Source organism: Candidatus Enterococcus testudinis, assembly GCF_002140915.1.
Lineage (GTDB): Bacteria > Bacillota > Bacilli > Lactobacillales > Enterococcaceae > Enterococcus_D > Enterococcus_D testudinis.
Window position 1 is genome coordinate 2,616,130 of record NZ_NGKU01000001.1, and the last position, 14,915, is coordinate 2,631,044.

The 14,915-nt window shown below is 40.5% G+C and carries 9 protein-coding genes and 1 pseudogene; all 10 read right to left on the reverse strand.

Annotated features, from left to right (window positions below):
* Positions 1–1,883 (reverse strand): annotated as a pseudogene (locus A5886_RS15905) (hypothetical protein); the annotation flags it as partial.
* A complete protein-coding gene (locus tag A5886_RS12760) occupies positions 1,876–3,300 on the reverse strand; it encodes an FAD-dependent oxidoreductase (RefSeq protein ID WP_086275479.1) in 1,425 nt (474 codons plus the stop codon). The pseudogene A5886_RS15905 and the gene A5886_RS12760, both read right to left, overlap by 8 nt.
* 186 nt (positions 3,301–3,486) lie before the next feature.
* Positions 3,487–4,107 carry an aggregation-promoting factor gene (gene apf, locus A5886_RS12765; protein ID WP_086275480.1) on the reverse strand — a complete coding sequence of 207 codons (621 nt, stop codon included), beginning with the start codon at positions 4,105–4,107 and terminating at the stop codon, positions 3,487–3,489.
* Positions 4,108–4,450: 343 nt separating this feature from the next.
* The gene (locus A5886_RS12770) at positions 4,451–5,740 is read right to left on the reverse strand and encodes a uracil-xanthine permease family protein (RefSeq protein WP_086276059.1); all 1,290 of its coding nucleotides are present in this window, start codon (positions 5,738–5,740) and stop codon (positions 4,451–4,453) included.
* A 49-nt stretch (positions 5,741–5,789) separates the two neighbouring features.
* Positions 5,790–7,142: a guanine deaminase gene (gene guaD / locus A5886_RS12775; protein WP_086275481.1), complete on the reverse strand. Its 1,353-nt coding sequence runs from the start codon at positions 7,140–7,142 to the stop codon at positions 5,790–5,792.
* A 194-nt stretch (positions 7,143–7,336) separates the two neighbouring features.
* The gene (locus tag A5886_RS12780; RefSeq protein WP_086275482.1) at positions 7,337–8,677 is read right to left on the reverse strand and encodes a hypothetical protein; all 1,341 of its coding nucleotides are present in this window, start codon (positions 8,675–8,677) and stop codon (positions 7,337–7,339) included.
* 100 nt (positions 8,678–8,777) lie between these two features.
* Positions 8,778–10,898: a glycoside hydrolase family 65 protein gene (locus tag A5886_RS12785; protein WP_086275483.1), complete on the reverse strand. Its 2,121-nt coding sequence runs from the start codon at positions 10,896–10,898 to the stop codon at positions 8,778–8,780.
* Between the two features lie 296 nt (positions 10,899–11,194).
* Positions 11,195–12,484: a glycoside hydrolase family 125 protein gene (locus A5886_RS12790; protein WP_086276060.1), complete on the reverse strand. Its 1,290-nt coding sequence runs from the start codon at positions 12,482–12,484 to the stop codon at positions 11,195–11,197.
* A 119-nt stretch (positions 12,485–12,603) separates the two neighbouring features.
* The gene (locus A5886_RS12795; protein WP_086275484.1) at positions 12,604–13,656 is read right to left on the reverse strand and encodes a glycoside hydrolase family 76 protein; all 1,053 of its coding nucleotides are present in this window, start codon (positions 13,654–13,656) and stop codon (positions 12,604–12,606) included.
* On the reverse strand, positions 13,656–14,903 hold the full coding sequence (locus A5886_RS12800; protein ID WP_086275485.1) for an ABC transporter substrate-binding protein: 1,248 nt from the start codon (positions 14,901–14,903) through the stop codon (positions 13,656–13,658). The genes A5886_RS12795 and A5886_RS12800 overlap by 1 nt, the downstream gene beginning before the upstream one ends.
* Positions 14,904–14,915 lie beyond the last annotated feature (12 nt).

Genomic DNA, 14,915 nt, shown 5'->3' on the forward strand with positions numbered 1-14,915 from the left:
CTGCCATCCTCGCTTGGTGTGGTCGTATCTTCACCTGTTTCCGTTGGATTTTCGGTACTGCCATCTTCGCTTGGGGTAGTCGTATCTTCACCTGTATCTGTCGGCGTTTCGGTACTGCCATCTTCATTTGGCGTGGTTGTATCCTCACCAGTAGCTGTTGGTGTTTCGGTACTGCCATCCTCGCTTGGCGTGGTTTCGTCAGTTTCATTATCAACCGTTGCCTCACCTGTCGACATCGGAGAACTGATATAGGCAAAATTTCCACCCATTTGGTAAACATTAAAATTGGTATCTTTGATTGCGATTGTAAAGTCACTGCCCGATCCGGAACTGCTCGATAAATAGCCGACATAGTTCACGCCATTGATCACTAGAGGTGTCGCAACAAAGGATGTATAACTTTGACCATCCACTTGTAAATGTAAGCTTTGCAAAACAGCATTAAAATTGGTTGCATTTACTTGATCAGACTTTGTGGTCACAGCTGAATTCACTGTGATTGTATGACCGCCATATCCGCCCCCAGAAAAAGTTGCCGTCTGATTCCAGCTGGCTACACCAGACGCATCTTCTGATAGTGAGCCATCGACAGCCCCTCCAGGACTGATTCCCGCTTGCGAACCTGAATAAACGACCGGTTCACTGCTTACTTCAGACGCATAAGCAGTTTCAGTGTCGAATACGTCAGATACACTTTCGGAAACCGTCTGATACACATATTTTAACGATTCAATGATTTGTTCCAACGCTTGGATCTCAAAACTTTCTTCATTTTCGTCGGCGATCGAATCTGTCGCAGTCACTTGGACTGGCAAATCGGTTTCTTCCGAAGTGATCCATGTATTAGATTGATCAATACTTTTTACCGCTTGTAGGTTTAATGCATGTTGTAAACTCTCAATCGTATCGCCGTAATTTACAGCAGCAACGACATAATGATCAGAAACTTTCAGTGGTAACCCATGCGTTGTTCGAGCAAATGTAAAAAAACCATCTGCCTTGTTTTGTTGATAATCTGTTGATACAGATTCATCATGAAAAATCGCTGAATACAAGACACCATTAAACGTAATACCAAAATTCTTCTCCATTGTATCAGCGAAATCGCTCTTGATTTCATCCGTTAAAGGTGCATGTAAATCAGCCGTCTTGACTGCTAAGCCCAAATTACTGTCAATTGCCAGATTGCCAATAAAGGTACCATCAGCTGCTGTAAAATTCATTGGTTGTGCAGCATCTTTCTGTTGAAAAGCGATACTCTTGGTACGATTGCTTGACACTACCCGAGAGTCTTTCCAATTGGCTGAATCCATATAAGCGTCACTTTTATCTCCGTATAGATGAGGAGATACCGTTTTGTATGTCTCTGTTTGCAAAACACGTATGTTAGGATTGGCTTTGATCAAATCACGATACCGCGTCATTTTCATCACTCGCGGTTCGCTTTGAGACAATCCTTCTGTTCGATAATAGACATCTGCATCAGTGATAGACATGATTGAATCAATCGAATAAGTTGTCTGTTCATCACTCACAAGGACTGCATATCCACCATAAATCGATCGTAATTGGTCTTCATTTGGCAACTCATCTACCATCTTGGCTATATGACCGGTGGGGGTGGCTAGACTTGTGCTTTCGCCTTTTGCCAAAGACTGACTCAATTCATCCACCGATGTATGTTCAATGTCTTTGATGATTTCATCTTCTTGGACACGTTTTTCAGATAGTGTCAATCCATCTGTTGTTTCTGCTTGGGCATTATTTTGCAAGCCCCCCGCCATAAAAGCACCTGCACCAACGGTCAGCAATGCCCCTGCGCCAACGATGCGTCTTTGCCGTTTGTCGTCGTCCTTGTGGTCTTGATGTTCATCTTTACTCATCTGCCATTCCCTCCGATTCATTTTCTCTAATTTTTTTCGCAATGATTTTGGTAAACCCGATTGGATCCTTGTAGCCATGTTCATAGAAAAAGTCGGTAAATTCGATCGCATCAGCGGTCAACCCTTGGGAAATGGCCAAGCTGATAATATTCGTATATTGTGATACATCGATTGTACCTAGCACTTGCAATCCAAGAATCTTCTTGGTTCCTTTTTCATAAATGCAGAAAATCTGAATATAAGGTGTGTCAGATTTTTGATCTTTCACATAAAAGGAACCAGTATTGTCATAATACGAAGGACGTGCATCAGCTAAATAGCTGTTATGATAAGATACTTCAGCAGCATCATAGCCTTTTTCAACGGCCTGACTAAGTGTGATGCCGGTGCTGGCTATAGTATATCCGTCCATGTTGAATTTATAAGTACCCGTTGTAAAGGATATTGGTTGTCTTCGGCTATGGACATTGATTCCGGCTATTAATCCCTGTCTCAAAGCATCAGAGGCGTGTGGATTATAGACATCTTCCCCTAGCAAATCCAAGTGTGTCGTCGCACAATCCCCCACAGCCAAAATATCTGGATCACTTGTATACATATATGGATCCACGACAATAGCACCTCGATCCCCTAATGTCACTTGACCTGCCAGCAAATGACTGCTTGGTCTAAAACCAATCGAGATGAAGACACCATCGGTTTGCACTTTTTTCCCATTGGTCATCGTGACCGTTACACTCTTTTTGTGGATGATGCGACGCTCAGCAGTGTGATAGCTGCTTGCCCGCATACCTGTTAAGACATCAATACCTTCCCTTTTCAACTGAGCTTCTACTTCCAAAGAAGCTTTGTCATCAAGATAGCGTGTCAATAAATGTGGATTGGCTTCTACTAAAGTTACAGCTATCCCTCTTTGGGTCAAAATCCTTGATATTTCCACGCCGACTAATCCTCCACCGATAACCACTGCAGATTTGGCTTCTGTCAAAAATGCTGCAATTGCTTCAGCATCTGTCCGGTCTTTTAAAAGAAACAAGGTCTCGTTGCGCTTGCCACCTGTCGGAGGTAATAACGGGTAGGAGCCTGTCGCCAGAATCAAGCGATCATAAAAGATATCTTCTGAGATGCGTTGTCCTTCTTTTTGATACACGACTTTTTTTATCTTACTTTGAATGTCTAACACTTCCGTATTCAAATGCACGACTACCCCTTTGTCAGCCAATTCTTTCGGGGTCACGTAATTGGCTTGCTTCGCCAAGGTTTGTTTTCCCATTAAAAACAGAGGAATTGTTTGCGAAACAAAGGTCACTTCATTGCGCTTTTCAAATAAGACCACTTCGTCTTCTGGATACAACTCTTTGATGCGTAATGCTGCAGCAACACCGGCATGATTTCCGCCTACAATAATGATTTTCATTTCTTGTTTTGCCTCTCTCTCTTGCTCATCTGCTGCTTGTCAACCATACATCTAAGCCTTTTAATCCATTATACATTGCACCTACCCTTTCCCAAACTGATGTGTTTAAGCGCTTTAATATAACATTAGTCGTTTTAATGTATAAAAAAAAACAGACCCGTTGAAAGGTCTGTTAGCGTTGGCTGCTTAATACCAACCGTTTGCTTCCCAGAAAGCTTTTGCTGCTGTCCAAGAGCCATAACGTGATGCTACGTATTCATCGGCAACTTTTTCTTGGTTGGCTGCTGAATAGTCACCGTTCAAATATGAATTCGTTAATTGATAACGACCATAATATTGACCATTTGTCGCTGTATATGAACCACCAGATTCTTTATTGGCAATCCATTCTTTAGCAGAAGACTCAGAGCCAGAAGCAGATGATGTATAGCTTGATGTGCTTTCTGAACTTGTTGATGCTTGGTTACTGCTTGCTTGTGAAGATGTTGATTGTGCAGGTTGTTCGCTTGCTGCTGCGCTAGATGAAGATGAACCTTCATAGGAAGAAGCTGCATAGCTGCTGTCATCATCTGTAGGAATCACCAAAGATTCACCTACATAAATCAAATTGATATTGTCGATTTCATTTGCTTCTGCAATGGCATCAACGGCATCTGCAGAACCGAAGTAGTTATAAGCGATCGTGGATAAAGTGTCACCTGATTGAACTGTATATTGTTCATCGGCGAAAGCATCTTTACCACCTAAGAAAAGACCAAATCCGGCCAAGACAGCTGTACTGAATAAAACAGTTTTAAAAGATTTCATATAGTAATATCTCCTTCTTTGTTAAACATCGTGTGCGCCGGTCGAAATAACTCAACCGCATGAACTAGTCTAACATCGAAGAATATTTCATAGGTGATAACTGCGTTACAATTTAAGTTGAAAAAAGACAAAAACCTTACGTTTTGTAAGAAAAGTATATATACTATAAAATCAGCGTTTACACATCAAAAACAAATAATAATACGTTATTTATTTACAGAAATTCGCTATTTTTCCTAAGCGTCCAATCAAATATTACAAATAAACCGCTTTAACATATTTATGTAATATAAAAGCAAGCAACAATCAGATACACTCTATCTAATAGTGCTTGCCTTAAAAATTATTGATGCATTTTCTTTTCTGGAATCAACTTATTCATCACAATTGCTGCAATTGCACTTAAAGCAATCGGAGAATCAAGTAAATATTGTAAGAATTGCGGCGCTGATTCTTTGATCTCAGTGGGCATAAACAAAAGACCAATCGCAATGATCAAAGGCACACCAATAATGTACAACTCACGCTCTGAAAACTCTTGGTTCTTGATGACCCGAAAACCACTTAGCAATATGATGACACAGACTACAGCGAAGACGCCCCCGATGACTGAAGACGGGACTGCATGGATCAATGCGGACAACTTACCAATGAATGAAAGCAAGATAAACCAGCAAGATGCCATGACAAATACTTTTTTACTTGCTACGCCGGTAATTGAAATAATACCCGCATTCGTTGAATAACCAGTCACAGGCGTAGTGCCTACCATTGCAGCTACTAGACAGCCTAAACCTTCACCGATCACACCTTTATTGATTTGTTCATCTGTTACAGGCTCTTCTATGACAGAACTAACCGCATACCACGTGCCCGTTGTTTCTGCCAATAAAACCATGTAGATGACAAGCATCGTTAAGATTGCTGACACATCAAAATGAATACCATAATTGACAAAAGCCAATCTCGGCAGACTAAACAATGGTGCATCTGCCACTGATTGAAAATCAACACCTCCCATGAAAGAAGCAATCACGGTACCGATCACTAAGGCAATAATGACAGAGCTGATACGGAAGTACTTACCCAAACCTGGGAAATAATCACCTAACATCGAAAACAGAATCAAAATCGCAGCCGTGATTGCTGCTAGCAACATGTTTTGATTTGCACTCAACGTTTCTGTTGCTGGATAAATATTGCTGGAAAATGCAGTTGGCAACAAGGTCAATCCAACGATCATAATAATCGTTCCACTGACAATCGTTGGAATAAAATGTCGAACAATATATTTATAAATACCGGTAAATCCTAACAAAATCACTGCGAGTGCACCAACGATACTCGCACCTAAGACAGTATCCATCCCTTTGGCACCAAAATAAATACCAATAATTGCGCCTACCGGTACGAAGGACGGACCTTGGCAGACTGGCAATTTCAAAAAGAATAAGACTTGAATCAAAGAAGCAATCCCAGCCCCCAAGAAAGTAGATTGAATCAGTCCTGATGCATCTGAAGATGTCATAGCGACAGCTGTCGCAATAATAAATGGCGGGACATACACATCCATAGCTAATACGTGTTGCAAGCCTAATAAAACGGCTTGTCCAAAAGGAATATCTTCATCCATACCGATCGTTAAATGTTTGTTTTTTGCTGTTTCCACTTGTTCATTCTCCTTATTTTTCGTGTACTTTTTTTCCTTGTACCCAGACCTGACGGATATTTTGCATGGTTGCTAAGTATAAGATTTTTTGTAATCTCGCTTCCGGCGATGTAAAGACACCAAAATCGGGAATCGGATTGTCTTTATGACAGCTATCGATCACTTGCACATCAAAGGCATATCCTTCTTTGAGCACACCGATTGGCAATTTCAAGGCTTCTCCGCCACCTTTGGTTGCAAGTGAAAAGGAATCGATCACGGAAATACGTGAATCAGGTACCCCACGATCCATTTGATCCAGCGCAGCATCCACGCCATCTTCAAGCATTCTAGAAGACATCACAGCTTGCTTGATATTGTCATATAAACTGGGTGAAAAGCCACCAGAGATATCTGTGCCCAAGCCAATCGTGACGCCTTGCGCTTTCAATCGTCTGATTGGAATCACACTATTGGCAAAGTACGCATTTGAAATTGGGCAATGCGCCACTGCAGCCCCCGCTTCAATAAAGTGCGCCCCATCAGTTGAACTGATAAAATTACTATGGGCCATCACTGCTTTCTCTTTCAACAACCCGAAATCTTTGAGTACTTCCGTATCTGTTTTACCGAAACGCGCTTGAACAAAGTCATGCTCCCATTGACCTTCGCTGCAATGGGTCTGGACATGAACATCATACCTTTGGGCCAATGCACCGAGTCCTGCCAACCCAGCATCCGTACAACTTGGAACAAAGCGTGGCGTGACAACGGGGTAGACCCCTTGATGGGCAGTTTCCGCTAATTGTTGGACAGATTGGATAAATTGTTCTGTTTCTTTCAATGCACTGTCTGTCGATTGATCCCGATAAAAATCTGGATTGGCGTTAGGGTCATCCATAACAACTTTCCCTACCAATCCTCTTTGCCCTTTTTCCACACATATCTTCGCTAGCAACAAACTAGCTTCCAAATGGATGGTCGCAAAATAAAGAACCGTCGTCGTGCCTCTAGCCAATAATTGCATAACCAAATCTTCATAGACCGTTTGTGCGAAAGTGAGATCAGCATATTTTGCTTCTAAAGGAAATGTGCATGCATCTAACCAAACGTTCAATGGTTCATCTAGCGCCACACCCGCTTGCGGCCATTGCGGCGCATGGACATGCAAGTCCACAAACCCAGGTAAAAAACATTGGCCTTTTGCTAATGCAATCACCTCTTCAGCCAGTTGACAGTCTGTTTCATAATCGTTATCGCCTTTTTTTGTCACTTTTGTGATGATTCCAGAAGAATCAACTTGAATCAACGCATCTTCGAGAAACTCTAATTGTCCATCAGTTGGTGTATGAAACACATCCCCTTTGAAGTATCTCTCTGTCGTCATGCAATATAAGCCTCCATTCATGATAAAAACGCGCCAAAACAAGGACAACGTTCCCCTTTTGAACGCGGGATGACCTTATTTTAACGCGCAGAAAAAAAAGCGCAATAAAAAGCGAGATAATCTGCTTCAACTTTTTATATAACGTTCGGTTTTTATCCGGTTGCAAAAAAGAACAGCTTTCGCTGCCCTCTTTTTCACCCTCGTGATTGATGTAACTCTTTGTTTAAATAAAAGAAACCACATATAAATAATAAAATGATACTTACAGCGGAAATCCATTTCACTGGTGTTAACAATGCTAGAATTGTTTGCTGTTGCACCAATTTGGTGTTGTTAGACAATTGGAAAATGATCCCTTCAGGCAATCGTTCCAATTGAGTCATTCCAAACAAGAGCAACATCAATAAGAATTGGTGTGTCAAACTCCCTTTGCTTTGCGTCGCATATTTGGCTATGCTTCTATGTTCTATCGTAGCAAAAGTAGCCGCTTGATATTGCTGACCCAACCAACGATTTATTCCTGCATTAAAGAAACTGATTCCTACCAAAGCAAATGGCAGAATCCCATCAAAACAAAATAACAGGATACAAATAACCAATCCTAAAATGTACGTCTTGATTACATACCTCGATAATTTCCGTTCTAAAATGGCCCCTGCAGCCATCGAGCTGAACAATCCTATAGCATAAGGAAGATAGACGTGAGAAGTCAGAGCAGACTGACCAAAGCGGGCACCAACATAGACCGAACCAAACAAAAACACAAAATTCCCAGCAACACCATGTAAAAAAGTGAATACATTCAAATACAGAGGGATATCCCAAGATTTTCTTCTATAACTCAACGTAATCATAGCCCCAGCAAACAAAAAGCCAAAACCGAAGATCGCCCATTCAAATAACGCATCTGATTGCAATAACCTACCAGTCCGTAAAACGAATAAAAGGGCAAAAAACAGAACATACAGAAATAGTTGCTTTCCTGTTAATTGTTTAACCATCCGCCATACGCCTTGTGGTCGATAACTGATCGTGTTGCTTTGGTAAGCGGCAGAAATAAAGAGCAGCAAGTAACCAGCAAATAACCCTATTGTTTTCCATGGATGAGGTAATTGCATGGCGCCTAACAATAATAAAAGATAAACAAGAGCAAAGCGCCAGTCGTTTGTAAGCGACACTTCTGTTTTCTTAGAGGCTTGGCGATACATGAAGTCAGCGGGAGGCAGCCATGCGGCACTCAAGCCAAACAGAGCAGCAGCGGGTAATAGTGCATTCTCCCAAACACCACTGAGTAGACCAAAGAGACTGCCAATAGTACCAATCAACAGACTGATTGTCAGGAGGGCAGTTATTGAAAATCTCTGTATCGTTTGCAAGAAGAAAACACCGGTCATTTTGAAAGTATAATATAAAACAAATGACAATATTGCAGCCAAAGTTTGTTCTTTGCTGATTGAAAGAAAAAAGAGATACGGAACGATCGTCAACGTATTGCTTAAGATAAACAGTGCTTGATGCGACTTGATTGATTTCATAGATATACCGCCTTATTTTGTAGGGAGCTTTTACTTTAATCCTACGCTTTATGAGGAAGGTGTCAACTTCATTTAGTGATAACTGATACACCCTTTTAATTTATCTCTGTTTAATCCGAATCCCTGCATCCATTTCTTCAACAACCAGTAATGAATCTGTTTGCAGTTCACAGAATATATCGTTCTGCGCTAAAGTAACTTTGATCGACTCGCCTAAATAAGAAAGTGTAAAAGATAGCGTCCCGATTTCTTTGGGCAAATGATTCGCCATCCGTAATCCTTGATCATAATACAGTCCAGCAAATCCATAAATCAAACTTAACCAGCTACCACCCATATTCGCAGCATGAATACCATCCACCACATTTTTTTGCAAATCAGTGAGGTCCATCAACGCAGTATCCATAAAGTAGCGATAGGCTTTGCCTGTGTCACCGATTCGGCTCGCCATCACACTAAAAATCGAACGGGATAAAGAAGAATCGTGAGTAGTGACTTTTTCATAGTAGTCATAATCGCGTTTTAATTGAGCGAAACTAAAATCACCCGTGAACAACATCTCTGCCAGCACAGTATCTGCTTGCTTACACACTTGATGCTTATAGATGATCATTGGATGATAATGCAACAAAAGTGGATAATTTTCGGCAGGTGTTTCTTCAAAAGGCCAGACAGCCTGATCTAAGAAACTATCATCTTGTTGGGTGATCTGCCGTTCTTCATCAAATCCAAAATACATCGCATCAGCCGCAGCCAGCCACTTGTTGCGTTCCTCAGGATACATCCCATAACGCTCTGCTAGTTCAGCTGCATAATAAAAATTATTTTGGACCATCTTGTTGGTATAAAAATTATTATTGACCAACGCGCTGTACTCATCCGGTCCCGTTACACCATGGACTCCAAAATAATCTTGTCCTTGTTTACGGGTATATGTGCCATAATTCAACCAAAACTTCGCCGTTTCAAATACCACATCTTTTCCGATGCCATCGATTAGTTCTTGATCGCCAGTGACACGTTCATATAATTGAAACCCATACACAATATCTGCGTTGATATGCAATTGCGCTGTTCCAGCTGGATAATATGCACTCGTCTCATTTCCATCAATTGTCCGCCAAGCAAACAATGCACCCGATTGTCCCAATTCTTTCGCTCTGGCATGGGCCTGTGGTAAGATATTGCCTCGATAACTCAACAATTGTTTCGCTACTTCTGGATTGGTGTAAATAAAAAATGGCAGCAAATACATTTCCGTATCCCAGAAATAATGCCCTTCATAGCCCTCCCCTGTCAGCCCTTTTGCAGCAAAATTGGTCTTTCCGTCTCTGCCTGCTCCTTGATTTAAATGAAAGAGATTAAACCGTATGCCTTTTTGCAACTGCGCGTTGCCACTGATGTGAATATCACTTTTCTCCCAAAATGCTTGATAGCTTTCCTCTTGTTCTTTTACTAGAGTTGCGTAATCAACGCGTTGGTTTTGAAAAAAGTTGGCCTGATTGTCATCCACCAATGCCACTTGAAAAATTGATGCTATAGATGCGCCATCAGTAAGTTGATGGGGACCCAAATCCGCTCTCAGCGCAATCTGTTTGCCACTATGAGGGGCCGTCCAAATCTGATATTCCCCTCGCACTTCTTTTTCTAGCTGGTGATGTTTATTGGCAACTCGCGGATCATCTGTTTCAATAAGGCTGAAAGATTGATCTAAGGTATGACTCAATGCAACAGGATCCGAAAACGTACAGTGCGCAATGGTATAACGGCAGACATATAATTCTCGTCGTTTCATCGAAGCAAATGACGACAAAGATAAGTCAAATTGCTTATTTGAGGGAGTAATGACATGATATGTTTCCGTTAAAATCCCTGCCCCCATATCTAGATTCATTTCGGTTCTTTCCGTCTGCCACTCACTGTCCGAGGAGCATTCATGTCCAATGCGCAAAACAATACCTCGCAAATTAGGTAGCTTACAAATTGTTTGATGATTTTTCGCGTATCCATAAGCCCACTCTCCATATTGGATTGGTTCGCTATCAAAAAATCCATTGACAAATACGCCTGGATTTCCATCATACAGCTGATTCACTTTCAATGGGTGTCCAGCACGCACACCAATCTGTCCATTTCCTACTGCAAAAAGTGTTTCTAAATATTCCTGTGTTTGGTGTGGCAATTCTTCAACAGATAATTGAAACGACTGATTATCTACCATATAAATTCCTCCTTTATGATATTTACCTAGCCTGTCGTGTTACTTATTTATTCTCTATCCTACACGACTCAATCATGAATGCAAGCCGGATCACTTGCAGGGAATATCAGTGACTAATCAAAAGAAACAACTTTTTACCTAAACAGACATTTGGTTTCTTTATCAAAGTAAAAAACTATTATCAAACCGATTGAGGGATGACAATAGTCTTTTGATTATTCATGTAGCTTTCTTCCTAATTGATGTGTAACAAAGAAATGGTTAAATCATTTTTATCAGTGATTTCCTACTCCTTATTACTTCTTCACGCGAATATCAAAATAATCCATGACTAATTCACAAAACATCATATTTGCCCATGAAAACCATTCTCGAGTATAGTCATTTGGATCATCGACATTGATTCCTTCATGCATTAAATGTGAGCCTGCATCTATTGCCACAAGCTGATCTAAAATACGTGCTTTTTTTTCCTTGTCTGTCGTGGTCAAACCAGTCATTGCCATCGCAATTGGCCATACGAAGTTTTCTGGTGTATGTGAAGATCCAATACCACTGGCATACATACCTTCATAAAAGTATGGATTCTCTTTACTCAATACTGTTTTTCGTGTTGATTGATAGATAGGATCTTCACATGTTCCATAGCCTAGATAGGGAGCCGAAATCAGATTAGGGACATTGCTATCATCCATGACCGTTGCATGTCCATTTCCATCCACTTCATAAGCGTAGATAATGTCACCCGCTTGATTCTTTGTCCGCCCATATCTATCGATTCCTTCTTGAATCTCTTTTCGCAACTGTTGAGCTTGTATAACGATTTGATCGTCCGGTGATATTTCAGAAAAAATAAACTGGATATAATCAAGAACAACTACCGCAAACATATTCGAAGGTACCAAGTAACCATACATACATGCATCATCGCTTGGTCGAAATCCCGACCACGTCATTCCTGTTTTTGAAACCGGTGTACCTTTACCATCAAAAGGCAACGTGTCTTCTTGTCGATCAGTATGTCTAATAAATGAATACGGTGAATGCTCGTGGTCTTGCTCCACTTGAAAAACGTCGATTGCTTTTTTGACGCCTTGTTTAAATGACTCATCAAAGTGATCTACTCGTCCCGTATTTTTATAGAGCAAATAGGCCAACTGAATTGGATAACATAAGGAATCTATTTCATATTTTCGTTCCCAGATCCAACCACTCATCTCAGTCTCATCATCTTGATGCCCTGCACTATTTTCCGATTCATTGAACGCATTCGCATATGGATCAATACATACATATTGAAATTGCTTTTTGACCAAACCAGCAATCATATCTGATAGTTCTTGATCTTCACTTGCAAGGCATAAATAAGGTCTTACTTGTGCTGTTGAATCCCTTAGCCACATTGCAGGTATATCACCAGTCAACACAAAAGTTGTGCCATCTGAATGCTGCTTTACCGTTGTTAATACAGTATTCGCAAACGCCGCATTGAAATTTACGGCCCATTTAGAATGGGTGTCGCCACAAAGATCTGTAATTCTGTCCATAAACGATTGGATCACTGGGGGGATTTCCTTATATACCATTTGTTTCACCTCATACAAAATATTCATTTTTAGATTATGCTCTTAATCACATTTGCATAATCGATAGTGATTATCTGCAAAAACTATTATCACTATCGATTAATCAATTGTGAAAAATACTATGGTTCCTCAATTGTTGCAGCGCTCTCTAATGCCATCACACCTGATAATTGATCTGATAAGAAAATGCTCTCAGGTAATTGTTCTACGCGCCAATCACGATAACACAAAAGATATTTTTCTTTCTGACTATGTTCTATAAGAATTTCACAGCTGGAAAGAATAAACTCTTTGATAAAATTGGAATCAAGGCCAACCTTTTGCGTTTCTTTGGCTAATAAGTTCAAATATCGATATTCTATTCCTTTAAACAGACCGATATCTCCACCGTCACCTTGATCATCAAAGACACCATTTTTCGCAATCACTTCAATAGATGTTTTTGCACATTCTAAAGCATCTTTCAAATACTGCACATCCTTTGAGATATGATAAAACTCAATTAACGCACCGATATATACCCCTTGGTTATACGTGAATTGCCATTGCGTATCCACTTTTCCATCGCCATTTCTATTGATTCCATCTTCGGCAAATTGTGTCTGTGGATTGATCAGATATTTCCTCATCCAAGCTAAAGTTTTTTCACTTGTTGTTAAATAGCGGGCATCACTTTCAATTTGATACAATCTCAAAGCCAAAATCATGATAGGTGCGTTGACTGGTGTATTCTTATAATCAAGTTGCGTGCGTTTCCACGCGAATCCGCCATCCATATGATCATTCCAAGCGGTATCAAAAATATCTATACATACCTCTCTGGCATCATCTAAATATCCAACTTTCTTTGTAATATTAAACAGGCGCAATCCAGCCAATGCGTTCCAAAGCATGTCATCATAATATTCATGCAGCAACGTATTTTTATTTCTAGCTTTATTGTAATGATACGTAGCTTCTGCTTGTTCTAAATAACGTGTATCATTCGTGCGCAGATACGCATCGATTCTTACATCTACAAGATGTGCTATCCACCAATAATTGAATACCTCGTTTTCTTCTTCGTTGCTTAAAGGATACACGTTGTTCACATATTGGACAGGATCTTTTGATTTGTAAAAATAATCGGTGCTACTTTGTGCCAGTTCTGCATATTCATTATAATCGGTCATTATTCGGCCCCTTCTTCGAGGATTTTATTTCCTTGTGTTTGCGCGGTTTCTAAAGCTTTTTCTGGTGTCGTCTTACCAGCCATCACATTTTCAAGTTGTGGAATCAAAGCCAAACTTTCCACATCAGAATAACCAGGTACAGTAGGTCGAATTTTTGCGAACTCCATCGTTTCTACAAACGCTTTATATTGATCATTCTCTGTGAAATAAGGATCTTGGGCTGCTTCCATATTGGCCGGCAACCACGTCGATATTTTTGCAAATTCTATTCCAACATCTGGATTCGTTGTCCACCATTTAATGAAATCCCATGCCGCATCTTGATTTTTGGCAGTTTTAGGAATAACTAAACCAAATCCACCTGTCAATGCTCCCTTATCTCCATTTGGACCTGTAACTGGAGGTACGATACCATACTCTAAACCGTCAACTTTATCATAGTCGGACAGTGCCCATGGACCGTTATACATCATCGCCACTTTCCCGGCAGCAAATGCATCGGATCCATCATTAAATCCTTGTTGATAGACCTTTGATTCATTCATTAATTGATCCCAGAAATTCAGCACTTCCAGACCTTGTTCGGAGTTAAATGCCGTTTCTGTATAATCGTCATTTAACATACTGCCTCCTGCTTGTTGGATCCACATGTTGAATAAACCAACATCATCCATTGAGAAACCTGCTTGAACTAGTTTATTCCCTTCCCATTTAGTAGTCTTTTCAGCTACATCGATGAGCTCATCCCATGTTGTAGGCGGTTCAACCCCCGCCTCATCAAGAAGTGTTTTATTGTAAAAAAGCGAGCGATTATCAACCAGCAATGGAATCCCGTACTGCTTACCCTCGTATTGCATTTCTTTGACCGTTTCCTCATAAAAGGTACTCATATCGATATCGTCTTGGCTGATCAACTCATCCAAATCTAACAATGCATCTTTTTGTGCATACATGGATGTATTGACCCGATCCCATAAAATCACATCTGGTATCTCACCGCCTGCCATACCTGTCAAAAGTTTCTCTTCGACATTATCTTGTACTTTATAAGTCACTTTGTAATGATCTTGGCTCTCATTATATTGTCCTATCAATTCATTCAACTGCGCAACTTGGTCACCACTCCAAGAACCCCAAAAAGTGATGTTTTTAGCGCCGCTATCATCCGTATTGTCACTTCCACCGCCACAAGCACTTAATAATACTGCTGCGCCGACCATTATCAATCCTTTTACTACTTTTTTCATTTTTTTCACTCC